Annotated in this window: 23 protein-coding genes; 4 read left to right on the top strand and 19 right to left on the bottom strand. The window is 67.5% G+C overall.

What is annotated here, in order from left to right:
- Positions 1-97: 97 nt before the first annotated feature.
- Both N7573_RS13305 and N7573_RS13300 read right to left on the bottom strand, forming a co-directional pair.
- Positions 98-886 carry a class III extradiol ring-cleavage dioxygenase gene (locus tag N7573_RS13305; RefSeq protein WP_049424806.1) on the bottom strand — a complete coding sequence of 263 codons (789 nt, stop codon included), beginning with the start codon at positions 884-886 and terminating at the stop codon, positions 98-100.
- A 31-nt stretch (positions 887-917) separates the two neighbouring features.
- Positions 918-1,328: a DoxX family protein gene (locus N7573_RS13300; protein WP_279913839.1), complete on the bottom strand. Its 411-nt coding sequence runs from the start codon at positions 1,326-1,328 to the stop codon at positions 918-920.
- Between the two features lie 96 nt (positions 1,329-1,424).
- Between N7573_RS13300 and N7573_RS13295 the strand changes: the two genes are divergently transcribed.
- Positions 1,425-2,306 carry a LysR family transcriptional regulator gene (locus tag N7573_RS13295; protein WP_279913838.1) on the top strand — a complete coding sequence of 294 codons (882 nt, stop codon included), beginning with the start codon at positions 1,425-1,427 and terminating at the stop codon, positions 2,304-2,306.
- 95 nt (positions 2,307-2,401) lie between these two features.
- Here the strand turns inward: N7573_RS13295 and N7573_RS13290 are convergent, their stop codons facing one another.
- A complete protein-coding gene (locus N7573_RS13290; RefSeq protein WP_279943190.1) occupies positions 2,402-5,464 on the bottom strand; it encodes an EAL domain-containing protein in 3,063 nt (1,020 codons plus the stop codon).
- Between the two features lie 176 nt (positions 5,465-5,640).
- Here N7573_RS13290 and N7573_RS13285 point away from each other — a divergent pair, with 176 nt between their 5' ends.
- Positions 5,641-7,752, top strand: coding sequence for a M13 family metallopeptidase (locus N7573_RS13285; protein WP_279943184.1), 2,112 nt, complete (start codon positions 5,641-5,643; stop codon positions 7,750-7,752).
- Positions 7,753-7,884: 132 nt separating this feature from the next.
- Here N7573_RS13285 and N7573_RS13280 read toward each other — a convergent pair whose 3' ends face one another.
- Both N7573_RS13280 and N7573_RS13275 read right to left on the bottom strand, forming a co-directional pair.
- Entirely contained in the window at positions 7,885-9,057 is a 1,173-nt protein-coding gene (locus N7573_RS13280) for an MFS transporter (RefSeq protein ID WP_279913728.1), read from the bottom strand.
- Positions 9,054-10,268: an MFS transporter gene (locus N7573_RS13275; protein WP_279913727.1), complete on the bottom strand. Its 1,215-nt coding sequence runs from the start codon at positions 10,266-10,268 to the stop codon at positions 9,054-9,056. The genes N7573_RS13280 and N7573_RS13275 overlap by 4 nt, the downstream gene beginning before the upstream one ends.
- A gap of 133 nt (positions 10,269-10,401) precedes the next feature.
- Here N7573_RS13275 and N7573_RS13270 point away from each other — a divergent pair, with 133 nt between their 5' ends.
- Entirely contained in the window at positions 10,402-10,989 is a 588-nt protein-coding gene (locus N7573_RS13270; protein WP_279913726.1) for a TetR family transcriptional regulator, read from the top strand.
- Positions 10,990-11,183: 194 nt separating this feature from the next.
- Here N7573_RS13270 and N7573_RS13265 read toward each other — a convergent pair whose 3' ends face one another.
- Positions 11,184-12,113: an oxygenase MpaB family protein gene (locus N7573_RS13265; RefSeq protein WP_279913725.1), complete on the bottom strand. Its 930-nt coding sequence runs from the start codon at positions 12,111-12,113 to the stop codon at positions 11,184-11,186.
- 309 nt (positions 12,114-12,422) lie between these two features.
- Between N7573_RS13265 and N7573_RS13260 the strand changes: the two genes are divergently transcribed.
- Complete coding sequence (locus N7573_RS13260; RefSeq protein ID WP_032128761.1) at positions 12,423-13,037, top strand: hypothetical protein; 615 nt, start codon at positions 12,423-12,425, stop codon at positions 13,035-13,037.
- Between the two features lie 39 nt (positions 13,038-13,076).
- Here N7573_RS13260 and N7573_RS13255 read toward each other — a convergent pair whose 3' ends face one another.
- The 13 genes from N7573_RS13255 to N7573_RS13195 form a co-directional block, all read right to left on the bottom strand.
- Positions 13,077-13,421 (bottom strand): hypothetical protein, encoded by a 345-nt coding sequence (locus N7573_RS13255; RefSeq protein ID WP_032128762.1) that lies wholly within the window; start codon positions 13,419-13,421, stop codon positions 13,077-13,079.
- Between the two features lie 18 nt (positions 13,422-13,439).
- Positions 13,440-14,210 carry a LytTR family DNA-binding domain-containing protein gene (locus N7573_RS13250; RefSeq protein WP_032128763.1) on the bottom strand — a complete coding sequence of 257 codons (771 nt, stop codon included), beginning with the start codon at positions 14,208-14,210 and terminating at the stop codon, positions 13,440-13,442.
- Positions 14,200-15,459, bottom strand: a complete 1,260-nt coding sequence (locus N7573_RS13245; RefSeq protein WP_049398329.1) for a histidine kinase — start codon at positions 15,457-15,459, stop codon at positions 14,200-14,202. Before N7573_RS13245 ends, N7573_RS13250 begins: the two co-directional genes overlap by 11 nt.
- 212 nt (positions 15,460-15,671) lie before the next feature.
- A complete protein-coding gene (locus tag N7573_RS13240; RefSeq protein ID WP_279943183.1) occupies positions 15,672-17,321 on the bottom strand; it encodes a M28 family metallopeptidase in 1,650 nt (549 codons plus the stop codon).
- 359 nt (positions 17,322-17,680) lie between these two features.
- The gene (locus tag N7573_RS13235) at positions 17,681-19,327 is read right to left on the bottom strand and encodes a CsgG/HfaB family protein (protein WP_279913622.1); all 1,647 of its coding nucleotides are present in this window, start codon (positions 19,325-19,327) and stop codon (positions 17,681-17,683) included.
- Between the two features lie 16 nt (positions 19,328-19,343).
- Complete coding sequence (locus tag N7573_RS13230) at positions 19,344-20,021, bottom strand: hypothetical protein (protein WP_049398327.1); 678 nt, start codon at positions 20,019-20,021, stop codon at positions 19,344-19,346.
- A 100-nt stretch (positions 20,022-20,121) separates the two neighbouring features.
- The gene (locus tag N7573_RS13225) at positions 20,122-21,222 is read right to left on the bottom strand and encodes a hypothetical protein (RefSeq protein WP_049398326.1); all 1,101 of its coding nucleotides are present in this window, start codon (positions 21,220-21,222) and stop codon (positions 20,122-20,124) included.
- On the bottom strand, positions 21,213-22,409 hold the full coding sequence (locus tag N7573_RS13220; RefSeq protein WP_100437774.1) for a hypothetical protein: 1,197 nt from the start codon (positions 22,407-22,409) through the stop codon (positions 21,213-21,215). The genes N7573_RS13225 and N7573_RS13220 overlap by 10 nt, the downstream gene beginning before the upstream one ends.
- Before the next feature lie 107 nt (positions 22,410-22,516).
- A complete protein-coding gene (locus tag N7573_RS13215; protein WP_279913623.1) occupies positions 22,517-23,779 on the bottom strand; it encodes a sigma-70 family RNA polymerase sigma factor in 1,263 nt (420 codons plus the stop codon).
- Positions 23,780-23,824: 45 nt separating this feature from the next.
- Entirely contained in the window at positions 23,825-24,181 is a 357-nt protein-coding gene (locus N7573_RS13210; RefSeq protein WP_032128771.1) for a DUF1428 domain-containing protein, read from the bottom strand.
- A 23-nt stretch (positions 24,182-24,204) separates the two neighbouring features.
- Positions 24,205-24,615: a VOC family protein gene (locus N7573_RS13205; protein ID WP_279913624.1), complete on the bottom strand. Its 411-nt coding sequence runs from the start codon at positions 24,613-24,615 to the stop codon at positions 24,205-24,207.
- A gap of 34 nt (positions 24,616-24,649) precedes the next feature.
- Positions 24,650-25,072 (bottom strand): VOC family protein, encoded by a 423-nt coding sequence (locus N7573_RS13200; RefSeq protein ID WP_012509913.1) that lies wholly within the window; start codon positions 25,070-25,072, stop codon positions 24,650-24,652.
- A gap of 68 nt (positions 25,073-25,140) precedes the next feature.
- Positions 25,141-25,554, bottom strand: a complete 414-nt coding sequence (locus tag N7573_RS13195; protein ID WP_279943182.1) for a YciI family protein — start codon at positions 25,552-25,554, stop codon at positions 25,141-25,143.
- Positions 25,555-25,789: the final 235 nt, after the last annotated feature.

Below are 25,789 nucleotides of genomic sequence, written 5' to 3'. Positions count from 1 at the left end.
CGCGGGGAGGCTCGCAAGCCAGCGCCGGAAACCCGGAAAAAACTACCACATGCGGCCATGACCGCGACGGCCGGGGCCGCCGCGCGTCAGCCCCGGCTCATGCCCCGTCGAAGCGGTACAGATCCATGGCGAGGAAGCCAGCATCGATACCGGCGTCGATGCGGCGTGCACCGAAGCCGCCCTCGCCGGCCGCGCCCATCGCGAAGAACAGCGGCAGCAGGTGTTCGTCGGTCGGGTGCGCACGTTCGGCGAACGGCGCCTGCCGGCGGTAATCGAGCAGGGCCTGGCGGTCGTCGGCGGCCAGGCGCTGCTCCACCCACTCGATGAAGGGCCGCACGTACGGCGCTTCCTTGCCGTCCTGGTAGTCGCCCCAGTCGTGCAGGTTGTGGGTGATGCTGCCCGAGCCGACCAGCAGCACGCCCTGCTCGCGCAGCGGCGCCAGCGCGCGGCCGAGCGCGAACTGGTGCTCGGGGCCGAGCATCGGCTGGATCGACACCGGCACCACCGGGATGTCGGCCTGCGGGCGCAGCAGCCGCAGCGGCACCCAGGCACCGTGGTCGAGGCCACGCTGCGGGTCGAGTGCCACCGGCAGGCCAGCGGCGGCGATGCGGCCGGCCACCTCTTCGGCCAGCGCCGGATCGCCCGGCGCCGGGTACTGCAGTTCAAACAGCGCGCGCGGGAAGCCACCGAAGTCGTGGATCGTCGGTGGCTGCGGATGCGCGCCGACCAGCGGCTGCCGGCCCAGCCAGTGCGCCGAGGCCATCACGATGGCGCGTGGCGTCGGCAGGTCGCGCGCCAGCTCGGCCAGGCGCACGCCAACCTGGCCCGGATGCAGGGCGGTCATCGGCGAACCATGCGAGATGTACAGCGAAGGCAGGCGGGACATGGAATTCTCCAGTTGCAGGGTCAGGCGGCGATCAGCGCAAACGCAGGGTCCACTTGCCATCGCCGACCAGGAACAGCACTACCAGCGCCAGTGCCCAGAACGCCGGGTATTCCCAGCCGCCGCCGGCATTGGCAAAACCGAAGCCGTTGGCGCCGTGCACGGTGACGATGGTGCCCAGCAGCAGCGGCACACCAACCAGGCCCACCCAGCGTGCGTAGACGCCCAGCAGGAGCGCGACGGTGATCACCAGCTCGACGCCGATGGTGAGGTAGCCGAGCACGCCGGGCAGGCCCAGCGACTCGAAGAACGCCGCCGTGCCGGCCGGGGTGAATACCAGCAGCTTGATCAGCGCATGGACCAGGAACAGCACGCCCAGGGCCAGGCGCAGCAGGGTGACGCCGTACGGGGCCAGCGGCGAAACAGGAGCGGTCGTGGTGTGCATGGGGAAACACCTTGAAGGGAGTGGGCACAGGTTATTGCGCCTTCGTGGACCAATAAATACGATGGATTGACCGTATTTATTTCAAAAGGCGCAACAATGGACACCCTCGAGGCGATGCGCGTGTTCGTGGCGGTGGTCGAGCGCAACGGCTTCAGTGCCGCCGCCCAGGCCCTGGATATGTCCACTGCCGGCGTCACCCGCCAGGTCGCCGCGCTGGAAAAGCGCCTGTCCACCCGCCTGCTCCACCGCACCACGCGCCGGGTCAGCCCGACCAGTGCCGGTGCCGCCTACTACGCCCAGTGCGTGCGCCTGCTGGCCGAGTTCGACGCGCTGGAGGCCAGCATCGGCGCGCAGGCGCTGGAGCCCTCCGGCACGCTGCGCATCAACGCACCGGTCAGCTGGGGCATCGCCCGCCTCGGCCCGCTGCTGGCCAGCTACCGCGAACGCTTCCCGCAGGTGGAACTGGACCTGGCCCTGTCCGACCGGCTGGTGGACATGGTCGAGGAAGGCTACGACGTCGCCATCCGCATCACCCGCGAGCCGGGGCCGACGTTGATCGCGCGACGTCTGGGCGAATCACGGGTGAGCCTGTGCGCCGCGCCGTCCTACCTGGCCGCACGCGGCACCCCACAGACGCCGCAGGACCTGCAGGCACACGCGTGCCTGAGCTACAGCTACTGGGCCGCCGGCAACAACTGGCCGCTGCAGGGGCCCGGCGGCGAAGTGAAGGTGGCGGTGAGCAGCCTGCTGCACGCCAACAACGGCGACGTGCTGCGCGAAGCAGCAATCGCCGGCATGGGCGTGATCCTGCAGCCCGATTTCCTGCTGGAAGACGCACTGGCCGATGGCCGCCTGGTGCGCGTTCTGCCCGAGTGGGAGGCCTCGCCGATCGGCATCTTCGCGGTCTATACCAGCCGCAGCCACCTGGCACCGAAGGTACGCAGTTTCATCGACCATCTGGTGGATGCCGGGGTGTAGCCGAGTCTGGCGCTTGCCGGTAGTGCCGGCCGCTGGCCGGCAATCAGACACATCCCGGTCCTGGGCGAATGCCGGCCAGCGGCCGGCACTACCACTTAGGCGGCAACCTCATCCAGCGCCTCGATGATCCGTTCCAGCGGCGCCGGCCGCCCAAGCAGGTAACCCTGCACCTGGTCGCAGCCGTGCGCAGCCAGCCAGTCCAGCTGTCCGGGCGTCTCCACGCCTTCGGCGATGATGGTCAGCCCCATGCTGTGGCCCAGCGACAGCAGCGCGCGGCATATCGAGGCATTGCGCGGATTGGTTTCCACGTCGGCGACGAAGCTGCGGTCGATCTTCAGGATGTCCAATGGCAGGTGCTGCAGGTAGGACATGCTGGAATAACCGGTACCGAAATCATCCAGCGACACACTGATGCCCTGCTCGTGCAGGCGCTGCATGGTCTGCATCGCCTGCGCCGGCTTGCGCATCAGGCTGCTCTCGGTCAGCTCCACGTGCAGCGCGCCGCGGGCCAGGCCGAACTCCTGCTGCGCGCGGGTGAACTCGGCCACCAGATCGCTGTTGAAGAACTGCACCGCCGATACATTGACCGCGATCGGCAGCTCGCCCCAACCGGCCTCGACCAGCCGGCGCTGCGCCTTCGCCGCCGCACGGATCACCCAGCGGCCCAGCGCCAGAATCAGCCCGGTGTCCTCGCACAGCTGGATGAACTCGTTGGGCGGGATGAAGCTGCCATCGGCCTGCGGCCAGCGCAGTAGAGCCTCCAGCGCGGCCGGGCTGCCATCGCTGGCGTGCCGGATCGGCTGGAAATACAGCTGGAACTCGTTGTCGATGGCGGCGTGGATGCGTCCGGCCAGGCGCAGGCGGTCGGCCAGCCGCGTGGTCACCGCCGCGTCGAACCAGACCACCACATTGCCTTCGGCGCGCGCGGCATGCGCGGCCTGTGCGGCCATGCCGATCACCTGCTCGGCGCTGTGGCCGTCGCCGGCAATGTGCACGGCCACGCCGATGCGCGGCTCGAACTGGTGCAGCGAATCCTTGCCGCGCATCGGCGCCGACACGATCTGCAGCAGGTCGTCCAGCACGCGCTGGGTATCGTGCTCGGCACCGATGGCGAACACGAAGTCCTCCGCCGGCTGGAATGCCAGCGTGCCGCAGCGCGCGCCCAGGCCACCAAGCCGGGTCGCCATCGACTGCAGCACCGCATCGCCGATCTCGCGGCCCAGCGTATCGGCCACCAGCTGCAGGCCGCGCAGCTGCACGAACGCGATGGTGTAGCCCTCCTGCTGCTCGTCCAGCTGCTCGGTCAACGCACGCACGTTGAGCAGGCCAGTGGCCGGGTTGTGCCGCGCCTGGTAGGCCAGGTCGCGCTCGTAAGCCAGCCGTTCGCTCACATCCTCGGCCAGCACCAGGCAGGCGGGCTGGCCATCGAAATCGAGCCTGGACAGGTGTGCGCGCACTTCGAACACACTGCCGTCCTTGCGCCGGTGCAGGCGCACGGTGGCATCCTGCAGCTCGCCGACACGGGCCTTGGCGATCGCACCCTTCACCTCGTCCCAGCCTTCGCGCGGGCGGATGTCGAGGATGCTCATCGCCAGGAATTCCTCGCGGCTGTAGCCGTACTGGCGCACGGCGGCATCGTTGACCTCGATGAAGCGCAGCGTATCCGGATCGAACACCCAGAACGGCGCTGGATTGCGGTCGAACAACAGGCGGAAGCGGCGTTCCACTTCGCTCATCTGCTCGCGGGCCTGGTAGCGTTCGCTCAGGTCGGTCAGCGCACCGATCATGCGGCGCTCGCTGTCGGCCACCTCCACCCGCTGCCCGCGTGCGCCCGCCCAGCGCACTGCGCCTCCGGGCAGTACCAGGCGGAACACCTGGTCGAGCACCGCGCCACCGGCGAAGGCCTGGTCGAAGGCCTGCTGCAGGCGCGCTGCATCATCACGATGCACGCGCGCGAAGAAATCGGCCACCGGCAGCGCATCGGTCTGCACGCCGAAGATCTCACGCGCCAGCGGTGACCAGCGCAACAGTGCGGCATCCTCGTCCACGTACCAGGTGCAGACGCGCCCGACCTGGTGGGCCAGGCGCAGCTCGGCATGCCCGGTCTTCAGTTCCTCCGCCATCGACTGCTGGCGGCGGGTGCTGCGGCGCACCGCGTACAGCAGGACCAGCAGCACCCCGACGTAGACCAGCACGATCGCTACTGACGCCTGAAGGTAGGGCCACCATGGCGCCAGCACGTCCTCATCGGCCAACCCGACCTGCACCGCCAGCGGGCTGCGCTCCAGCGTGCTGATGGTGATGATGCGCTGCACACCATCGACCGCGCCCGGCAGGCTGCCCAGCTCGACCACGGCCTGCTTGCCGAGCAGGTCGCGATGCGGGAGATCGTAGCGTCGGCCGACCGTGCCGTGCGGGTCCGGTACGCGGGCCAGCATGTAGCCTTCCGCATCGCTGATCGACACCAGCCCGTTCGGGCCAACATCGAGGCCGCCGATGATGCGCTGCAGTTCGCCGCAGCGCAGCCGCGCCAGCAACCAGCGGTCACCGGCCATCGGCAGCGCCAGCGGCACCACCCAGCCACCGTCGCTGGCGCGCAGCGGCGGGCCGATGTACAGCGAACTGCCCAGGCCGCGGCGCTGCGGATCGGTCCACAGCGGCAGGTTCAGGTCACCTTTGCCGGCCGTCAGGGCGCGGCCATAGCTGTCCAGCACCACGATGCTGTGCAGCTCGGCATGCCGGCGCAGCACGCCGCCGATGGAGGCATCAAGCAGCGCCGGCGCCTGCGCGGGCACGCTGCGGAACACTTCAACGGCATCGGCGGCGATGCCGGACATCGCCCGCTCCAGGTTGCGCAGCTCCAGCGCCAGCAGGCGCTCGCTGCCCACCGCCAGTGCACGGCTCTGGCGCTGTGCGGCCTCCAGCCGGCGGTGATGGTCGTTGGCCAGCATGGTGGTCAACCCGGCCACCAGCAGAATGCCCAGCAACACCCCGCCCCAGGTAATGGCGCGCAGCGGCCGGGCCAACGCCCGTTTCAGCGCGGGCATCGGTTGGTCTTCCTTGTGCAGTCGGCTGGCTTCATGCGCGAACGAATCCTCCACATCCCCGACCTCAACGGCCGGCGGACGCCATTCTTGACGCCTGACCCGCCCCCGCATGGCCACCTCCCCGTATCCGCGCAGGGCTCCTGAGGCCAGCATGCACCACACCGGTGACGGCGTGAAGATCGCTTCCGCGCGTTCAGCCAGATCCCGCACAGGGCGGGCGGCACTACGGGAGGCCCAGCCGGGGCGGAGCGGATTAGACTTGGGGTTTTCCGCTGCAAGAGAAGTCCATGTCCAAGCTGCGCCGTCCCACCCTGGCACTGGCCATCGTTGCCAGCCTGTCCCTGGCCGCCTGCGACCGCCCGGCCGATCCGGCTGCCGGCACCGCCGCGCCGGCCGATGCCGCACCTGCGGCCGCCAAGCCGATGCTGGGCAGCTTCGGCTTCGATGCCAGCGGCATGGACCGCAGCATCAACGCCGGCGATGATTTCTTCGGCTTCGCCAACGGCACCTGGGTGAAGAACACCGAGATCCCGGCCGACCGCTCGCGCTTCGGCAGCTTCAACGTCATCGCCGAGAAGACCCTGGCCGACACCCGCGCCATTCTCGAAGGCGCCGCCGGCAACACCCAGGCCAGCGGTGATGACAAGCTGATCGGCGACTACTACGCCGCCTACATGGACGAAGCCGGCATCGAGCAGCACGGCATCGCGCCGGTGCAGCCGCAGCTGAAGGCCATCGATGCGATCGCCGACAAGGCCGGCCTGGCGCGTGCCCTCGGCGGCGAGATGCGCGCCGACGTCGACCTGCTCAATGCGACCAACTTCTACACCGACCGCCTGTTCGGCCTGTGGGTGTCGGTGGACCTGCTGCAGCCGGACCGCAACGCGCCGTACCTGGTGCAGGGCGGCCTGGGCATGCCCGACCGTGACTTCTACCTGGGCGGCGGCCGCATGGCCGAGCTGCGCAGGCAGTACCAGGCCTACATCGCACAGATGCTGCAGCTGGCCGGTGTCGCCGATCCGGCGGGCAAGGCGCAGCGCATCCTCGCGCTGGAGACGAAGATCGCGCAGGCGCACGCCACCCAGGAAGAAACCAATGATGTGACCAAGGGTGCCAATCCCTGGACCCAGGCCGACTTCAATGCCAAGGCGCCGGGCATGGACTGGAACGCCTTCCTCGACGCGGCTGCGCTGGGCAAGCAGCAGGACTTCATCGTCTGGCAGCCCAAGGCCGTGGCCGGCCTGTCCAAGCTGGTCGCCACCGAGCCGCTGGATGTCTGGAAGGATTACCTGGCCTTCCACGCGCTGGACCGCGCCGCTGCCTACCTGCCGAAGAAATTCGCCGATGCCCGCTTCGCCTTCCACGGCACCACGCTGAGCGGCACGCCGCAGCAGAGCGACCGCTGGAAGCGTGCAGTGGACGACGCCAACCATGCCATCGGCGAAGCGATCGGCAAGCGTTACGTCGAGAAGCACTTCGACGCCAAGACCAAGGAACGCGCGGACGAGATGGCGAAGAACATCATCGCCGCCTTCGCCAAGCGCATCGACGCGCTCGCGTGGATGTCGCCGCAGACCAAGGCCAGCGCCAAGGCCAAGGTGGCCGGCCTGACCGTGGGCATGGGTTACCCCGAAAAGTGGCGTGATTACACCGGCCTGGAGATCCGCCGTGATGACGCGCTGGGCAATGCGCAGCGCGCCGAACTGTTCGAGTACCAGCGCAACATCGCCAAGCTGGGCAAGGCGGTCGACCACAGCGAGTGGGCGATGCTGCCGCAGACCATCAACGCGATGAACGTGCCGCTGGAGAACCGCCTGGTGTTCCCGGCCGCGATCCTGCAGCCGCCGTTCTTCGACGGTGCTGCCGACGACGCGGTGAACTACGGCGCCATCGGCGCAGTGATCGGCCACGAGATCAGCCACGGCTTCGACAACGCCGGTGCGCTGTTCGACGAGACCGGCAAGCTGCACAACTGGTGGACCGCTGAAGACCTGAAGCAGTTCAACGCCGCTGGTGATGCGCTGGCCGCACAGTTCAGCAGCTACGAGCCGTTCCCGGGCGTGCATGTGAACGGCAAGCTGACCCTGGGCGAGAACATCGCCGACGTGGCTGGCCTGGGTACCGCCTACGATGCCTACCAGCTGTCGCTGCAGGGCAAGCCGGGCCAGACCCTGGAAGGCTTCACCCCCGACCAGCGCTTCTTCCTCGGCTTCGCCCAGGCGTGGCGCAGCAAGAGCCGCGAGCAGGCGCTGCGCAACTCGCTGCTGACCGATGTGCATGCACCGGGCCAGTTCCGCGCACTCACCGTGCGCAACATCGACGCCTGGTACCCGGCGTTCGAAGTGAAGGAAGGCCAGAAGCTGTACCTGGCCCCGGACAAGCGGGTCAAGGTGTGGTGATGTAACCGGAACGGGCGCCGAAAGGCGCCCGTTTCATTTCCCGGTAGCTGCCAACCCGGGTTGGCAAATGCCCCGCTCTGGTAGCTGCCAACCTTGGTTGGCACGGGGCAGGAATCCACGCATGGCGTGGATCTACCTGCGGGTGGTGGCAACCATCAGCAGAGCGCTCGCAGCCAACACCGCAGCAGCCCAAAGCGTGGCGTATGGGCCGACACCATCCAGCAGCCGTCCCCCGCCCCACGCGCCGAGCGCGATGCCGATATTGAACACGCCCACATACAGGGCGGTGGCGATCTCCACGGCCTGCGGCACCGCTTTCATCATCCAGCTCATCAGGCCCACCGATACACCGCCATAGGCCAGGCCCCATAGCAGCAGCACCGCAATGCCACCGCTCGGCGTGCCACCCAGCCACAGCAACAGCAGCGGCGTCAGCAGCAGGCCCGATGCGATCGCCAGCAACGTACCGCGCGGATGGCGTGCTGCCAGCGGCCCGGCGATGAAGTTGCCGGCGATGCCGGCCAAGCCGTAGGCAAACAGCAGTGCCCCGATCCACGACGCCTCCACGCCCGAGACGGACGTCAGCAGCGGCCGCACGTAGGTGAAGGCGATGAAGTGCCCGGACACCAGCAGCACGGTCAGCCACAGGCCATGCCGCAGGTCACGCTGGCCAAGCTGCTGCACGAACTGCCGCAGCCGCACCGATGTACTTACAGGTAACGCAGGAACCACCCGCAGATGCAGCAGCATCACCGCCGCACTGAACAACGCCATCGCTGCAAAGGCGCTGCGCCAACCCAATGCATCCCCGATCAGCGCGCCCAACGGAACACCCAGCACCGACGCTGCGGCCACGCCGCCGAAGATGATCGAGGTAGCCAGGCCGATGCGGTCAGCCGGCACCAGGCGCGCGGCCAGACCGCCGGCGATGGCCCAGATGCCGCCCATGCAGAACCCCACCAGCACCCGTGCGGCCAACAGCCAGCCGATGCCCGGTGCCAGCGCCGACGCGAGGTTGGCGACCAGCAGAAGCGCAAGCAGCGCGCACAGCATGCGACGGCGATCGATGCCACCGGCTGCGATCACCACCAGCGGTGCGAACACTGCCGCCAGCAGGGCCGGCAGCGAGATCATCAGGCCGGCGGTGCCGGTGGACGCGCCGAGATCTTCGGCGATCGGGGTCAGCAGGCCGACCGGCAGCATTTCGGTGGTGACCACCGAGAACGTGGCGAGGCCGACGGCGGAAACCGCCCACCACGGATGACGAGGCACAGGCGCGGCGTGCGCAGGCGATGAAGCGCTCACGGGACGATTCCTTCAGGGGATGTGGTCGAGGCAGACGGGCGCAGTGCACGGTGCGCGAGCACGGCGAACAGCAGCACGCCACCGCCTGCCACCAGCGCAACAACAAAGCCGCTGCGCACGCCCCCCGCATCGACACTCCGCCCAGACAGCGCCGCGCCCAGCGCCACGCCGATGTTCAATCCGGCCAGCAACCAGGTCATGCCTTCGGTCAGGCGCGATTCGGGCACGTACTGTTCGACCAGCGACATCGCCACGATCATCGTCGGCGCGAAAAACACCCCGGCCAGCAACACGGCAACGGCCAGGGCAGGCAGGCTGCCGACCCACAGCAGCGGTAGCGTGGCCAATGCAGTGGCCGCTGCTCCGGTCAGCAACAGGCGCGGCAACGGGATCTGCAGCTTCAGCGCACCAAACAGCAGGCCCGCCGCGCAGCTGCCCAGCGCATAGGCCGACAGCACCCAACTGGCAGCCAGTGGCTGCCCGCGCTGTTCGGCGAAGGCCACGCTGGTGATGTCGACGGTACCGACAATCACACCCATCGCCAGCATCAGCAACGCCAGCATGCGGATCTCCGCTTGCCGCAGCAGCGAGCGCGAGGGTGTTGCGCCTTCGCAGTGCTGCAGCGGTGGTTCGGTACCGCGTTGCAGAACCAGTGCGGTCACCCCGAGCACCAGCAGCAGGGCGGCGGCCAGCACGCCGGCCTGCGGCCATACCGCCACCGACAACCCGACGGACAACGGTGGCCCGGCGATGAAGGTCACCTCGTCGAACACGGTCTCCAGCGAATACGCAGTCTGCAGCTGCGGGCATCCGCGATGGATCGCGGTCCAACGCGCGCGCACCATCGCCGACACGCTGGGCATGCAACCGGCCAGCATCGCTGCAATGAACAGCGTCCAGTCCGGCGCGGCCAGCAGCGTGCACGCAAGCAGCAACAGCAACCCGGCCGCACTGGCCGCGGTGGCCCACGGCAGCACCCTGCCCTGCCCGCGCCGGTCGACCCAGCGCGATACCTGCGGCGACAGCAACGCGTAGGTCAGCACGAAGGTGGCCGACACCGCACCGGCCAGTGCATAGCTGCCGCGCAGCTGGGACAGCAGGGTGATGATGCCGATACCGGTCATCGGTAGAGGAAGGCGTGCCAGCAGCCCGGCCAGGGCGAGGCCGGCGGTGCCGGGGGCCGCGAACAGGTCGCGATAGGGGGTGGCCATCAGGTTCTCCAGGGCAGCGACTTGCCTGGCGCACCGGGCGCCACGACAATACATACAGAGCGTATGAATAAGAGGCTACATTCATACGCTCTGTATGTAAATAATCATGCACTGTGTATGTAAGGAGCTCCGGATGGTTCGTCGCACCCGCGCCGAGATGGAAGAAACCCGCGCCACCCTGCTGGCCACCGCCCGCCGGGTGTTCAGCGCGCATGGCTATGCCGCCACCTCGATGGACGACCTGACCGCCCAGGCCGGGCTGACCCGCGGCGCGCTGTACCACCACTTCGGCGACAAGAAGGGTCTGCTGGCGGCTGTCGTCACCCAGCTCGATGCCGAGACCGACCTGCGTCTGCAGGCGATCAGCGATGGCGCGGAAGATGCCTGGGACGGCTTCGTGCAGCGTTGCCGCGCCTATCTGGAGATGGCACTGGAGCCGGAAATCCAGCGCATCGTGCTGCGCGATGCGCGCGCAGTACTGGGTGGCGCCTCACCGGAATCGCAGCGCCACTGCGTGCACTCGATGCAGCACCTGATCGAACATCTGGTGGCGCAGGGCGTGGTGGCGCCGGTGGACGCGCAGGCGCTGGCGTCGCTGATCTACGGCAGCCTGGCCGAGGCCGCGTTCTGGATCGCCGAGGGCGAGGATGGCGACGCGCGCCTGCAGCAGGCGACGGCGGCGCTGGAGATGCTGTTGCGTGGGTTGAAGTCGGCCGGGTAACGCCCATCCACGCATGGCGTGGATCTACTGCGGAATCCGCTCTGGTAGAGGCCAACCTTGGTTGGCGCTTCTGCGGCACCGCGCGAAATGCGTGCCAACCAAGGTCGGCACCTACCAGAATCATGGCTTCAGTAGATCCACGCCATGCGTGGATGAAGCTCTATCGCGCAACGCGTGCCAACCAAGGTTGGCACCTACCAGGCAACCGCGGGCCACTCGCGCAACACCGCCACCGGCACGCCCATGCGCGTGCAGGCGCGGCTGGCCAGGCCATCGGGCAGCGCGCGGCGGAACAGCGGCGCCATGCCCTGCATCAGCTTCGCCGACGCTGCAGCTTGTGCGCGCTGGCGCGCATTGCGTTCCAGCATGCCTTCGGCCCAGTCCGGCAGCAGCGCCGCACCGGCGCCGAGGAACACTTCGCGCGACAGGCCCGGCACCGGTACCGGCAGGCGCACGCCGGACAGCACCTCCAGCACCTCGCGCGAGCGTTCGTCGACGCGCAGCTCCGGCTGCCGCGCGCAGAAATAGGCGGCCACTTCCGCTTCACTGCGCGGCACATCCACCGCGCCCAGTGCCTCGGCCACGCAGCGATACTCGTCGTAGTAGCGATCGGCGATGTGCGCCGGCACCTCGCGTCCGTAACGGCGGAAGCCCTGCAGGAAGCCGAAGGCCTCGGTCACATGCACCCAGGTCAGCAGCTGCGGATCATCGGCGGCATAGGCCTCGCCCTGCGCGGTCTGGCCGCGGATCTGCGCATGGATGCGGCGTACCTTCGCCACCAGCGTCTCGACTTCGCCGACAGGCGCATAGCTGGTGCCGGCAACGAACGCGGTGGTGCGGCGCAGGCGGCCCACCAGGTCCTGGCGGAAGTTGGAATGGTCATAGACCCCGGCCAGCGCGCGCGGGTGCAGGGTCTGCAGCATCAGCGCGCACAGGCCTCCGGCCAGCATCGACGGAAATTCCGCATGCAGCCGCCAGGTGACGCTGTCCGGGCCGAACCAGCCCGGGTCACCCAGCGGGTGGTCGTAGTCGATGCCGCTCTGGCCACGCGGGAAGGCCTCCAGGACCCAGCGCCGGATCGGCGCGGTGACGGGGCGGGAGAGTCGCTGCAGCAGAGCCGGCATCACAGGTCCAGGAAAGGCGGAAGAGCGGCCGCAGGTTGCGCGGTCGGCCCCGATTCTGGGCGATCACGACGCCGACGGCGAGTCTCCGCGCTCAGCCACGGTTTCATGTGCAGCCGCAGCACGTTTCACCCTGCGACATCCTGTCGCAGGCTGCGACCATGATGTTGCAATGCAACAACATTCACCCATTCAGACAAAACCCTTACGCCGCTAGGCATTGCGCCCATTGCACGGCTCGCTGGAAGTGCTAGAACTGAACCCGCCACACCGTCCAACGCTGATCGACGCACGTTCCACAAGGAGCCAGCCATGATTGCTTTGTTCAAGGGTTTGGGACTACTGCTTCGCGACAACGAGCTCTACAGCAGCCCGTTCGAAAAACAGGTCGCGCACTGGCGCAGCCTCAGCGAGCAGCAGATCCGCGATGAAGTGGCTGTGCTGGCCCAGGCCAAGTGCCAATGGCTGATCGCCTCGATCGTCGGCTGGCAGGCGGCCTCGCTGCTGATCCTCGGGCTGATCACCAACTACCTGTGGCGCGACGATTACCACATCACCTTCACCCGCGTGGTCGTGGTGTTCGGCTCATGGATCTCGATCCTGTTCGTGATCTGGTTCATGGCCAACATGTTCGACCGCACCGCCGGTTTCGAGCGTTGGATGAAGGCCTTCAACAGCCGCGCCCGCATCAGCTCCAAGGCCGACAGCGTCGAGAACGTGGCCGAGGCACTGGACCTGGCCGAGCACTACCCGGAAGTGCTGGACTACAAGCAGGCCGTCACTGCCAAGCGCGAGCTGCGCCATGAGGACATCCGCATCATGACCGAGATCGGGCGCATGAAGCAGCACTCAGAACTGGTCGGCCGCCTGAACCATGTGGGTGAGAACGAGCACCACCACGACCTGACACTGCAACCTGCCTACTGACCCTTCAGGGAAGCGGGGGGACCCACAATGCCACCGTGATCACTCACGGTGGCATTGTTCTATCGGGTCCTGGCTGACGCATTGGTGGAAGCCCCTGGGCAGGTCACGCATCGCCTCGGTCTTTCCCACCGCCACCGCGAACCGACGCAACGGCGGCGTGGCACACGCGGCCCCGCTGCTGCATGCAGGGTCCAGCACCACGTAGTGGCAGTGGCCACTGCTGCTGGCGATGCACTGGAACCGCGCCTCGCCATCGACCACGGTGCGTTTGCTGTACAGCGTGTCCACGCCGTTGGCATTGGTACGGGTGATCGAGGTTTCGCTGGACTTCTCGCAGCCGGCCAATGACAGCGCAGCAACGCAGGCAAACAGGAACAGGCGCATGGTGCCTCCGGGGTGCGGCTACATGCCGCGGAACAGGCTCATGAAGGGTTGGCTGACCACCAGCGTCTCCGTACGCCCACGCAGGCGCAGCACCCCGCGCCCGGTATCGTCGCGGCTGACCGCTGCCACCGCCTTCATGTTGACGATGGTCGAGCGATGGATCTGGCGGAAGTGCTGCGGATCGAGCACTTCCAGCAGCTCGCGCAACGGTGTGCGCAGCAGGCTCTCACCGGCCGCGGTCATCACGGTGGTGTACTTGTTGTCAGCACGGAAGTAGGCCACGTCTTCCAGCATGATCAGCTGCGTCTCGCGGCCGTTGCTGGCGGTGATCCAGGCCAAGGGCGGGCGCTCTGCCGCCCTCTGCGACGGCCCCAGGCGCTGAAGCAGGCGTTCGAGTACGGCATCGTCCTGGCGCGTTGATGGCAGCCGCGACAGGATGCGTTCGCGCGTGGCCAGCAGGCGCTCATCGCTGACCGGCTTCAGCAGGTAGTCCATCGCACCCTGCTCGAACGCGTCGATGGCGTACTGGTCGTAGGCGGTAACGAACACCACCTGGGTGCGCGGGCTCAGTTCGGACAGCGAACGGGCCACTTCAATGCCACTGATGCCGGGCATGCGGATATCGAGGAAGGCGATGTCCGGCTGTTTCTCGGCCAGCTGTTCCAGCGCACTGGCGCCATCCTCGCACTCGGCCACCAGCTTCAGGTCCGGCCACAACCGGCCCAGCTGCTCGACCAGCGACTGCCGCAGCAGTTCCTCGTCTTCGGCAATGAGCGCCTCAAGCGGCATGGCTGCGCTCCTTGCTCGACTGCGGCAGGGTCATGGTCGCGGCCACGCCGCTGGGGAAGTTGGCGACGATCGCCACGCCGGCCTGTTCGCCGCAGGTCAGGCGCAGGCGCTCGCGCAGGTTCTTCAGGCCGATGCCGGTACCGCTGGTGCCCTGGCCGAAGCCGAGGCCATCGTCGGCCACCGTCACCGTTACATGGTCATCGAAGCCACGCGCCAGGATCCAGATCGTGCCACCGCCGGGCTTCGGTTCCAGGCCATGCTTGATCGCGTTCTCCACCAGCGTCTGCAGCGCCATCGCCGGCAGCTGCACGCCGTGCAGTTCGTTCGGTACCTGCACCTCCACCCCCAGCCGTGCGCCCATGCGGATACGCAGGATCTCCAGGTAGGCACGGGTGCGCTCCAGCTCCACGCCCAGCGTGGACAGCGATTCGTCCACCTGTGGCAACGAGCTGCGCAGGTACTGGATCAGGTGGCCCAGCATCTGGTCGGCACGTGCCGGGTCGGTGCGGGTCAGCACCTGCGCGTTGGCCAGCGTGTTGTAGAGGAAGTGCGGTTCCACCTGCGCATGCAGCAGGTTCAACCGGGCCACCGACAGCTCCTTTTCCACCTGGGTCTGCTCAGCCGCGGCCTGCTCGTCGCGACGCTGGTCGGCAACACGGCGGCTGATCGCGCGGGTGACCGCTTCGGCGTTCTCGAAGTTGCTGCCCTCATCCAGTGCCAGCAGGTCGGCCCACCAGCCGGCATCCGGCTCAAACAACAGGGTGACGGTACTGGTGCCCTGCCCCGGCGTGACCGTCGCCAGCACGCTGTTGCGCTTGATCGCCAGCCGTGCCGGCAGGTTCCAGCGCGATGGCTGGCGGCCGTTCCAGGCATCCACGCGGCGCACGTAGGCCCGCACCTGCAGGCTGCCGGCCGAACTTTCCACGTCTTCAACGCGCGGCAGTTCAGCGATGGCCGCTTCCACCACCGAGAATGCCTGGCCGGCATCCATCGGCAGTTCCACCTGGCGGCGCTGGCGGCCGGAGAGCGTGGTCGAATCCAGCCGGCCGGCGACCAGCCAGACGCGGCGTACATGGGTAATCGCGCTGCCCAGCGCGGAAATCATCAGGAACATCACCAGCAGCCCGAACACCCAGCCAGGGCCGTCGTTCATGCCGCTGAAAATGCCGCTCCAGACCATGCCGGCGACGAACAGCGCCGCAGCCCAGGCCAGCAGGTGACGAAGCAGGAGAGAGAGGCTGGCGAACACGGCGGCGCCTTGGAGGAAGGGGGTGAGCCGAGCATAGGGCGGCCCGCCGGGCAAACAAGCGGGTTGCGACGAAGGGCCGGAAAGCGGGGATGGAAGCCATTCTGGTAGAGCCGGCCGCTGGCCGGCTCCCCATGACCTCCACAAGCATCACAAGGTTGCCGGCCAGCGGCCGGCACTACCCGGGAGGCGCCGGGCGAACCCGGCGCATTCCTTTACTTGCGCTGGTCGGCGCTGGCGTCACGCACGGCGCGGAACGATTCGTCCTTGCTCCAGTTTGGCCAGCTGCGCGAGTTGGCCAGCTGGTTGCCCAGCGTGTACAGCACCTCCAGGTCGCGGGCGGCACCGGCGAACACCCAGTCCGGCTGCCACTCGTCGCCCTGCTGGTGGTAGCGCTTGGCGGTGTAGTCCTCGGAGGCCTTCTTGCCTGCGGCCACGCCACCGTCCACCCAGTCCTGGCCGGCCGACCAGGACAGCGCCGGCACGCCACGCTTGGCGAACGGGAAGTGATCGGAGCGGAAGAACAGGCCCGCTTCCGGCTTCGGGTCCGGCGTGTAGCGGATATCCCAGCCCTTGGCCACGTCCTTCAGCTGGTCCAGCAGCTCGAAGCGCGCGGCACCGTAGATGCCGAAATCACGCGACGGCCCGAACGGCGCCATGCCATCCATGTTGATCACCGCCACGGTCTTTTCCAGCGGATACAGCGGATGGGTGGCGTAGTACTCCGAACCCAGCAGGCCCTTTTCCTCGGCGGTGACCGCCAGGAACAGCAGCGAACGCTGCGGGCGCTTGGCCTTGGCGAAGCCACGGGCCAGTTCGATCAGCGATGCGGTGCCACTGGCGTTGTCCAGAGCGCCATTGAAGATCCGGTCGCCACGTGCGTCGGGCTCGCCCACGCCGATGTGGTCCCAGTGCGCGCTGTAGACGATGGTCTCGTCCGGGTGGCTGCTGCCCTCCAGGCGTGCGGCCACGTTGTGCGAGGTGATCACTTCGGTCTTCACCGCGTACTTCGCGTCCAGGCTGGCGCCGGTCAGCGGCACCGGGGTGAAGTCGCGCTGCTGCGCCTTCTTCTTCAGCGCCTCGAAGTCCTGGCCGGCCGAGCGGAACAGCTCCACGGCCAGGTCGCGCTGGATCCAGCCTTCCAGCAGCGGGTGGCTGTCGGCCGGGTTGTCGCGCACCACATCGAACATGGTGTTGGTGTTGGAACCGGCCACGGTGGCCCAGCCGTACGACGCCGGTGCGGTCTCGTGCACGATCAGCACGCCCAGCGCGCCCTGGCGGGCGCCTTCTTCGTACTTGTAGGTCCAACGGCCGTAGTAGGTCATGCCCTTGCCGTCGAAATCACCCTGGCCGGTCTCGAAGTCCGGGTCATTGATCAGCACGACGGCGATCTTGCCCTTCAGGTCCACGCCCTTGAAGTCATCCCAGTTGCGCTCCGGGGCCTTCACGCCGTAGCCGAGGAACACCAGCGGGGCCTTGCTGATGTCGACGTTGCTGGCGCCGTTCATGGCGGCGCGCACGGCGATCTGCTTGCCCTGTTCCAGCGCAACGGTCTTGCCGCCCTGGTGCAGCGCCAGCTGCGGTGCGCCGACGATGTCGCCCTTGCGCAGCGGCACGGCCTGGGTCCACAGGCGCTTGCCGTCCTTGAGGTCGCCGCCCGGCTGCAGGCCGGCGTCGGCGAACTGCTTGCTGAGATAAGCGACGGTCTTTTCTTCGCCGGCGGTGGCCGGCGAGCGGCCTTCGTAGGCGTCGGAGGCCAGTTCCTTGACGTCGGCGGAGATCCGCGCGCCATCGAATTTCGGGGTGGCCGCCATCAGTGCGCTCGACACTGACAGGGCCAGCACGCCCAGTACTACTCGTTTCATTGCTCTCTCCAGCAGGGAAATCCTTCTGGAGTGTAAGGGGTTCGGCAGGGCTGCGCCCTGCACCTGCCGAAGCCAGGGCAACAGCAACAGCAACAGCCGAAGCAACAGCGGGAGCTGGCTTCCTGAGGGTAGGCGGGGTAGGTCCGGTTGCGGGGGACGCTGCAAGTACGTCCATGTAAGCTCGGTCGCCGCATCCATGCGGCTCACGCCCCCGCAACCGGACCCACCCCGCCTTCGACAGGTTCCCGCTGCTGTTGGTAGGTGTCGACCTTGGTCGACACGGACGGAAACAAGAAGGGGTCAGAGCCCTTTCCCTGCGGGAAAGGTCTCTGACCCCATCTGTGTGCTGCCTTGGCGTGTTACCAGTTCGGGTCTTCGGCCGGGGCGGCAGTGGGCTTGGGCTTCGGCTTGGCCGCCGGGCGCGCGGCGGCGGCCGGTGCAGCCGAGGCCGTTGCGCCGGCAGCGGCAGCAGCCGGCTTGCTGCCCAGCTTCTGGCGCAGTTCAATCTGGCCCGGACGGAAGCCGCCGCGCATGGCGTCGACACCGTCTTCGATGGTGCCGTACGAGGTCTGTGCAGCCACGCGGTCGATGCGGATGGTGCAGCACGGGTGTTCGCTGCGGCCCAGCGAGCGACCGGTCTGCGGGTCCTTCAGTTCTTCGCCCAGGCGCACGGCCTGCCAGCGCTGGCCGACCTGGACGGTGTCACCGCCCTGGCTCAGCACCACCTGGTCACCGTCCACCGAAACCACCGACACCGGGAACAGCGTGGTGACGATGGTGGTACCGATCTGGCCGGACAGCGATTCCATCATCGCCGCGGCCATGCTGCGGCCGTTGACCACGCGCGGCAGGGTGCTGGGGCCGGTCGAGGCCAGCTGGTGGTCGAAGCTGTCGGACATCACCACCTGGCCGGTGGTGGCGTTGATCAGGCGCAGGGTAATGCGGCCGCCACCGGAGTACGAGGTCACCTGGCGGTCGGACATGCGCAGGTTGCGCACGCTGCGCGGGTACTCGAAGCGTTCGATGGTCGGGATCAGGATCAGGTCGGTCGCCAGCTGCTGGCCGACGCGTGCGGTGTCCTGCAGGCGCACGTTGCCGCTGTTGATGTGGTCGATCTCGGCCTGCAGTTCGTCGCCGAACTCGCGGTCCAGCACGATGAAGCGCTGGGTCTGGGTCAGCGTGTCGGACAGGCGTGCGCGGATCGCGTCGGCCACTTCGTCCGCGTCCACGCGGCCGTCGCCCACGGCATAGCTGCCGGCCTTGGTGCGCGGCAGTGCAACCACGATCTTCGGCTTGCCCTGCTCGTCCGGCGCGCGGTACTGGGCGATCTGTGCGCGCACGCGCACCTTCCAGTAGCTGCGCATGCTGCGATGGGTCACGTCGGAATCGAACGAACTGGCGCCACGCTTGGCATCGACGCTGACCTTCTCGTCGTAGCTTTCCCTGACGCTGGCCGAGGCCGAACCGCTCTTGGCCGAGGCTTCGCCGGAGGCACTGGCCGACGCCGAGCCCTTGAAGCTCCAGCCTTCGTCGCTGGCGCGCACGCGGGCGATGGTTTCCTCGTCCAGCTGCCGCACTTCATCCTGCGACAGGATTTCATAGCCCAGCACCGCGCCCTGCGAGCCGGCGATCATCTGCTGGGTGAACGCGTCGGCGCGGATATCGCCGACGTGTTCGTCATCCACATCCACATGCAGGCCTGCACGCAGGCTCTGCATCTGGCTGGCCACGCGTACTCCGTTGACCTGCGCCACCGCCGACTGCAATGCCGCCAGCACCGCCAGTTCCGGGGTGCTGCCGATGCCGTCGGCTTCGCGCGCGACCTGGGTGGTGCCGCCGAAATCCGGCGTGCCACGCAGGGGCGCTGCTTCCACTGGCGCATTGCTGGCCAGTGCACTGGTTGCCTTGTCCTTGGCGGGCGCGGCGGCCGGGGTGTCCTGCTTGCCACAGGCTGCAAGCAGCGTGGCAGCCAGGCCCAGGCCGATCAAACGGTAGGTCATACGCATGGAGATTCGCCTCGGATCAGAGCGTGTCGAGCATCGAATCGGCGTTGGACGGCACCTTCACCTTGCTCTTCTTGGCGAAGGTCACGGCCGACTTGGTCGAACCGTACAGGCCCTGGATGAAGCCCGGCGATTCCTTGGCCACCCATGCACCGGCGGCCAGCTTGCGGCCGACGGTGGCCAGCTGGGTCGCGCCCAGGTTCTTCATGCCGGCGGTGAAGTTGCTGGCTTCGCCGCCCAGCTTCTGTGCTTCGGCCGCCGAGGACAGCAGCGAGACCAGGCCTTCGGCGTAGTGCTGCTTGGATTCAGCGTTCAGTTCCGGCTGTGCGGCCTGGCGCTCGTTGATCGCCGCCTGCGCAGCTTCACTGACCGACACCGACTTCTTCATCGCATCGACGCTGACCGAACCCGACGACAGCGCCTGGCGCTCTGCTTCCAGCAGCTGCACCTGCTCGGCCAGGCCGAAGGCGCGGGCAAACGAGGTCTGGGCCTGCAGCGAGTGCGACTGCGAGCTGACGAAACGACGCACCAGCGCTTCCTGCGCGGCTTCGTCCGGAGCGGCGGCGCTGGAGGCGCTGCTGCTGGAGGTGCCGGTAGCGGCGCCAGCCAGGTCCTTCAGCTTGCCCAGGCCAGCGTGGGCCGGCATCGACAGGGTGGCGGCAGCGATGGCCACGACAAGAGCGGTATTGCGGATCATGTGAGTGTCCTTTTGGGAGAGACGGCCGCGAAGCGGCACGTGGGAAATCGGTAACCCCAGGGCGATGCCGAGCGAGCTCGGCACCCACCGGGGTGGCGGATCAACGAACCGCCTTGACGTTCAGTTCGTTGATCATCTGCTGGGCAGCCTTTTCAGCCGCCAGCTGCAGCGCGTTGGTACGGGCGACGGTTTCGTTCGGGCCGGTACCGGAGAACTGCACCGGGCCCACCGACGACACGGTGCGCGGGAAGCGACCGGTCACATCCAGCACCTTGCCGGTGACCGTGACGAACACGCGGGTGTTGCCGCTGGCCGGGTCACGGTCGCGCATGCCCACGTCGAGGGTGCCGACGGCGATGTACGGGATGTTGGCCGCACGGATGCCGTTGGCGGTATCACGCAGGGTGGCCGGGGCCAGGTCGTTGCCGGTGCTGAAGTCCTTGCGGATACGCTCGATGCTGAGCAGACCGCGCGACTCGCCTTCCACGTATTCGGCTTCAACCACTTCGTAGCCGGCGGCGCTGAAGGCGCCGGTCATCGCGGTGTTCACTTCGGCGGCGTTGGCCACCTTCCAGCTGATGTTGTCGCTGCGCTGGGTGGTGCTGCCACCGCTGGTGACCGACATCGAACCATTCTGGTTGATGCTGCCGTTGGTGCTGACCGAGTTGCCGCGGAAGCTGTCGCCTTCACGGGTGTTCTCGCTGTAGCTGCTGCTGGCGTCGACGCGGCGGTATTCCTTGTCCTGGAACGACTGCACGGTGTCCTGCGAGCGCGCCATGAACAGGAAGGTCAGCAGCGAGCGCTGCGCGGCGGTGGCACCGGCCACGGCCGAGCCGGCATCCAGCTTGGTCTGCAGCAGTGTGGTGTTGATCTCGGCGCGGACGGTGACGGTGTAGGTCTTGGCCTTCTTGTCTTCGGTGTCCGACAGCTGCACGGCGCTGAGCACGTAGCGGTCGATCTCGCCGATGAACTCGGAGCGACGTGCTTCGAACAGGCGCAGCTTGGCCGCACCGGTTTCGGCGATGTACGCCTCCAGTGCATTGACCTTGGCCTTGTTCAGGGCCTGGGCGCGGGTGTCGGCACTCAGGCGCAGGCCGTAGCTGGCCGAACCGGTACCGCGTGAACTGGCGGTCTGTGCAGCGACCGGGGAGGCCACCACCAGGGCGATGAGGATGAGCAGGATGGTACGCATCAACGACATGACTTGATCAACTCCTGGAGGGCTTGGGTCTGCTGCTGCAACGGGCGGCCGCCCGGCTTCTGTTCGTCCAGCCAGCCGCGCGAATCGGCGCGCTTGGCGGCGGCGCCGGCGAAGGCATCGAAGCCGGCCAGCAGGGTTTCGTAGCTGGCCGACCACTGGTCGACCTGCCACTGCGTGACCGGCACCACCTTGGTGGCACCCTTGCGCAGCGGCTGTTCGAAATAGACCTTGCCGGAGAACGGCTCGGTCACCTTGGCGGTGAAGAACGCGCCGAACAGCATCGTCTTCATCGCCGGCGTTTCTTCGATCACGCCGTTCTTCAGCGCATCCACCTGCAGGTTGATGACGTAGTCCGGCTCGGGAATCTTCAGCTGGTAGACCTTGCCGTCGGCAAAGCGCGCCGCCATCGCACCACCGATCGCCTGGCCCGAGGCCGGCGGCAGCAGGCCGACGCCGGTATTGGACGACAGCGTCTTGGACAGCTCATGGGCCAGTGTGGCGCGCAGCGGGGCTTCCCACTTCGGGTCGGGCAGCTTGGCGCGGACCACGTCGGACAGGGTTACGCCACCGACCTGCAGGCGACGCACGGCGGCATCGGGCAGCCTGGCCTGGGCGAGGCTGGCAGCCAGCACCTGCGACAGGCTGGTATCGGCGCTGCCATACAGGAGATCGGCGACGATCGCGTCGATATCGTCGTTGTCCGGCCGGTAATCCTGCACGTCGATGCGCTGCAGGGTAAGCGGATAGGACGCGATCACCTGGCGCTCGCGGAAATCGAAGAACAGCGCCTGCAGCGCCACTTCCACCAGCACCTTGTACTGGTCACCGATCGGCTCGACCGAGACCAGTTCGCGGTCCAGTGCCGCGGCCAGCACTGTCGCACTGGTGGTGCCGTCGAGCATCGCCACCGGCTGGTCGATCAGCTGCAGGTGGGCCGGGGCGCGGCGCTTGAGCGACTGTGCCAGGGCCTGGTTCAACGGGATCAGGCCGCGCTGTTCCAGCACCGCATGCGCATGCGGTGTGGTCGCCTGCACGGCAGCGGCATCAGCGGTATAGGCAAAACCGGCCCAATAGGCCTGCTGTGATTTGTCTGCCGCCTGTACGGCCATCGGCCATACGGCCAGGCACAGGGCACAGGCAAGCAGGCGCGCAAAAGCGCGCGATGCGCTCTTCGTCCTTGAATACATCCAACCGCTCCTCGGTCAATACGCATGGAAAGTGGACGCTGACGCGTCCGCTGGGCGCGAAACATAACGGCTCGCGGGCCCGCCGACAAGTGCTGCCTTCGTCGAGGTCACTCCGTGGGAGGCAGGCCGGCCCGTTGCCGCAGCAGGCCCCGCTCTGCCTGGTTCTGGCTGAGTCTGGCGGCTTCCGCAAAAGCGTGACGTGCGTCCAGGTCGCGCCCCAGCGCCTGTAGTAACTCCCCGCGCACCACCTGCAGCGGCGCGTACTCACGCAGTCGCGCGTCCACCAGCAACGGCTGCAGCTGCGCCCACGCCGCGAAGGCACCGTCACTGCGCAGCACCGCCACGACCCGGTTCAATGCAACAACCGGCGAGGGCTGCACCTGCAGCAGCTGCATATAGAGCGCTGCGATGCGCGGCCAGTCGGTATCCTCGGGGCGGCGCGCCGCTGCATGGCACGCTGCGATACGCGCCTGCAGTACATAGGGATCAGCAGCGCCACCGGCGGCCAGCGCGCGCGCCAGCACCTGCTGCCCGCGTTCAATCTGCAGCCAGTCCCAGCGCGCGCGGTTCTGCTGGTCCAGCAGTACCGGCACGCCCTGCGCATCGGTCCGTGCCGCGGCACGCGAGGCCTGCAGCTCCATCAGCGCCAGCAGGCCCAGCACCGGCGGCACCGGCAGCCGGTGCGCCAGGATGCGCGCGAGCCGCAGCGCCTCCTCGCACAGTGCCGGGCGCATCCAGTCGTCACCGGCACTGGCCGCATAGCCTTCGTTGAACACCAGGTAGATCGCTTCCAGCACCGAACCAAGCCGCTCGGGCATCGCGTCAGCACGCGGGACCTCGTAGGGCACCTGCTTCTGCGCCAAGGTGCGCTTGGCGCGCACGATGCGCTGGGCGATGGTCGGCTCGGGCTGCAGGAAGGCGCGCGCGATCTCGACAGTGGTCAGGCCACCCAGCAGGCGCAGGGTCAATGCCACCCGTGCATCGGCCGGCAGCACCGGATGGCAGGCCACGAACATCAGCCGCAGCAGGTCGTCACCCAGATCATCTTCCAGCGCTTGACTGTCATCGGGCGCCGGCAGCGGCGCCGGATGCAGTTCCTCGCCCCACTGCGCATGCTGCTGCGCCACCCGCTGGTGCTGGCGCAGCACATCAATGGCACGGTTGCGCGCAGTGGTCATCAGCCAGGCTCCGGGGTTGTCCGGGATGCCCTGCTCCGGCCAGCGCTCCAGCGCGGCCAGCCAGGTGTCCTGGGCCAGCTCCTCGGCGCGGCCGACATCGCCCCCGAGCAGCCGCGCCAGGCGCGCGATCAACACCGGCGACTCCATCCGCCAGAGGGTTTCCAGACGCTGCGTCAGTGCGGGCTCGAGCATGCGCCGATCACAGCACGCACGCCCGGCCCGCACAAGCGCCGCAGCTCACGCTTCAACTATCGGCTTGAAGCCGCCCCAGAACATGCGTTTGGTGTCGAACGGCATGTCCTTCGGGCCCAGCGACGCCAGCCGTGGGTCCGCCATCACTTTCGCGTTGATACGGTCGCGTGCCGCGCGCGAACGGAACACCACGAAGGCGACGATCACCGTTTCGCCCGGTTTTGCCTTGACCGCACGCGGGAAGGACGTGCTCTTTCCCGGTTCCACATCGTCAGCCACGCATTCCATGTACTGCAGCGCGCCATGGTCCTTCCACACCGCACCGGCCTTGCGGGCAAGGCGGCGGTAGGCCGCCACCTTGTCCTGGGGGCACGGCAGCACGTAAGCATCCACGTAAGCCATGAGGATTCTCCCTGCGGCGGCCGTCAGCCCGGCTCGCCGTCCATGTGTGCGATTTCCCAGAGATGGCCATCCAGATCCTGGAAGCCGCGCTGGTACATGAAGCCCAGGTCGCGCGCCGGCTGCGGTTCGCTGGCGCCGGCCGCCAGTGCCTTGTCCACCAACTCGTCAACTGCCTTGCGACTGGGTGCCGAGAGTGCGTTGATCACTTCCGTGTGGGTGTGCGCATCGGCAATCGGCTTGTTGGTGAACTGCTGGAAAAAAGGTTGGGTCAGCAGCATCACGTAGATGCTCTCGCTGATGACCATGCCTGCCGCGTCATCGTTGGTGTAAGTTGGATTGAAGCTGTAGCCCAGCGCGGTGAAGAAGGCCTTGGATTTCTCCAGGTCCTTCACCGGAAGATTGACGAAGATCATCTGCGGTTGCGGTGCATTCATCGGTGAAGCTCCTTGTGGATGAAAGAAAGAGGACTCAGGGCTGCTTCATGCAGTTGACCATCCACGGCTTGCCGTAGCGGTCGATCAACATGCCCCAGCGGTGCGCCCAGAACGTTTCGGCGATCGGCATCTGCACCTGGCCACCGTCGGCCAGCGCGGCGAACACGCGTTCGGCTTCTTCGATGCTGTCGACGTCGACATTGATGGTGGTCGAGCCACCCTCGCCACCGCCGGGACCGTCGGCCGCCATCACGATGGCGCTACCGATTTCCAGCTGGCTGTGCGCGACGTGGTCCAGGGTTTCCGGCGGCATCTCGTTGCAGCCCGGCGAGCCATCGGAGGGCGGCATGTCGCGGTATTTCATTTCCGAGGTGACCTGGCCACCGAGTGCCTTGGCGTAGAACGCCATCGCCTCATGGGCCTGGCCGCTGAAGCCGAGGAAGGGAATCAATTTCATGGCAATGCTCCGTCGTGGGTTTCAGGGGGGTGGCGCCGGGCCATGCCCGGCGGGGGAAATGAATCGGGTCAACCTTCCAGCTGTGCACGCAGACGCTGTTCCTGCTGCTGTAATTCGGGGGTGAAGGCTTCACCGAAGTCTTCGGCGGAAATCAGCGGGCGCAGCTCCAGCGTGCCGCCACTGTTGAACGGCGCGCGGCTGGCCCATTCAACGGCCTCGTCCAGCGAGCGCACGTCCCACAGCCAGAAACCGGCGATCTGTTCGCTGGCGGGGCCAAACGGACCGGCCTCGACCTTCGGCGCGCCGCCGCCGAAATGAATGCGACGTCCGCGCTGGGTGGCATGCAGGCCTTCACCGGCCAGCATGATGCCGGCGGCCACGAGTTGTTCGTTGAAGGCGCCCATTTCGGACAGTTCCTGTTCGCTGGGCATGCGGCCGGCTTCGGAGTCGGCGTTGGCCTTCACGATCACCATCACTTTCATTGCGGTCTCCCGTGGGGACGCCTGGTGCGTGCACTTCACTGGATACAACGAACCAGGGGGCTGGGAATCGACACGTCTTTTGAAAATTATTTCTTCCGTGGAAAGCGCGCCTTCGGCGGGGGTCGGCGAACGGCGGAGCCCCTCCGTGGTGGGGGTGGGTTGGTCGCTGAAAAGCTCGGGTTCATGGGTTTGGCCGGGTGGGTAGGCGGGTCGGGGGACGCCGTAAACCCGTCCC

This window comes from Stenotrophomonas sp. GD04054 (assembly GCF_029836955.1).
Taxonomy (GTDB): domain Bacteria; phylum Pseudomonadota; class Gammaproteobacteria; order Xanthomonadales; family Xanthomonadaceae; genus Stenotrophomonas; species Stenotrophomonas maltophilia_A.
The sequence above is the reverse complement of the archived record's forward strand: the minus strand, read 5'-3'. Positions and strand labels throughout refer to the sequence as shown.

Coding starts and splice junctions, on each gene's coding strand:
- N7573_RS13255 (WP_032128762.1), bottom strand. CDS start 13,421: ATGCGCCTGTTCCTGTTTGCCTGCGTTGCTGCGCTGTCATTGGCCGGC.
- N7573_RS13250 (WP_032128763.1), bottom strand. CDS start 14,210: ATGCCGCTTGAGGCGCTCATTGCCGAAGACGAGGAACTGCTGCGGCAG.
- N7573_RS13235 (WP_279913622.1), bottom strand. CDS start 19,327: ATGCGTATGACCTACCGTTTGATCGGCCTGGGCCTGGCTGCCACGCTG.
- N7573_RS13270 (WP_279913726.1), top strand. CDS start 10,402: ATGGTTCGTCGCACCCGCGCCGAGATGGAAGAAACCCGCGCCACCCTG.
- N7573_RS13295 (WP_279913838.1), top strand. CDS start 1,425: ATGGACACCCTCGAGGCGATGCGCGTGTTCGTGGCGGTGGTCGAGCGC.
- N7573_RS13305 (WP_049424806.1), bottom strand. CDS start 886: ATGTCCCGCCTGCCTTCGCTGTACATCTCGCATGGTTCGCCGATGACC.
- N7573_RS13275 (WP_279913727.1), bottom strand. CDS start 10,268: ATGGCCACCCCCTATCGCGACCTGTTCGCGGCCCCCGGCACCGCCGGC.
- N7573_RS13265 (WP_279913725.1), bottom strand. CDS start 12,113: ATGCCGGCTCTGCTGCAGCGACTCTCCCGCCCCGTCACCGCGCCGATC.
- N7573_RS13230 (WP_049398327.1), bottom strand. CDS start 20,021: ATGATCCGCAATACCGCTCTTGTCGTGGCCATCGCTGCCGCCACCCTG.
- N7573_RS13260 (WP_032128761.1), top strand. CDS start 12,423: ATGATTGCTTTGTTCAAGGGTTTGGGACTACTGCTTCGCGACAACGAG.
- N7573_RS13240 (WP_279943183.1), bottom strand. CDS start 17,321: ATGAAACGAGTAGTACTGGGCGTGCTGGCCCTGTCAGTGTCGAGCGCA.
- N7573_RS13285 (WP_279943184.1), top strand. CDS start 5,641: ATGTCCAAGCTGCGCCGTCCCACCCTGGCACTGGCCATCGTTGCCAGC.
- N7573_RS13205 (WP_279913624.1), bottom strand. CDS start 24,615: ATGAATGCACCGCAACCGCAGATGATCTTCGTCAATCTTCCGGTGAAG.
- N7573_RS13300 (WP_279913839.1), bottom strand. CDS start 1,328: ATGCACACCACGACCGCTCCTGTTTCGCCGCTGGCCCCGTACGGCGTC.
- N7573_RS13210 (WP_032128771.1), bottom strand. CDS start 24,181: ATGGCTTACGTGGATGCTTACGTGCTGCCGTGCCCCCAGGACAAGGTG.
- N7573_RS13220 (WP_100437774.1), bottom strand. CDS start 22,409: ATGTATTCAAGGACGAAGAGCGCATCGCGCGCTTTTGCGCGCCTGCTT.
- N7573_RS13200 (WP_012509913.1), bottom strand. CDS start 25,072: ATGAAATTGATTCCCTTCCTCGGCTTCAGCGGCCAGGCCCATGAGGCG.
- N7573_RS13215 (WP_279913623.1), bottom strand. CDS start 23,779: ATGCTCGAGCCCGCACTGACGCAGCGTCTGGAAACCCTCTGGCGGATG.
- N7573_RS13290 (WP_279943190.1), bottom strand. CDS start 5,464: ATGCGGGGGCGGGTCAGGCGTCAAGAATGGCGTCCGCCGGCCGTTGAG.
- N7573_RS13195 (WP_279943182.1), bottom strand. CDS start 25,554: ATGAAAGTGATGGTGATCGTGAAGGCCAACGCCGACTCCGAAGCCGGC.
- N7573_RS13225 (WP_049398326.1), bottom strand. CDS start 21,222: ATGTCGTTGATGCGTACCATCCTGCTCATCCTCATCGCCCTGGTGGTG.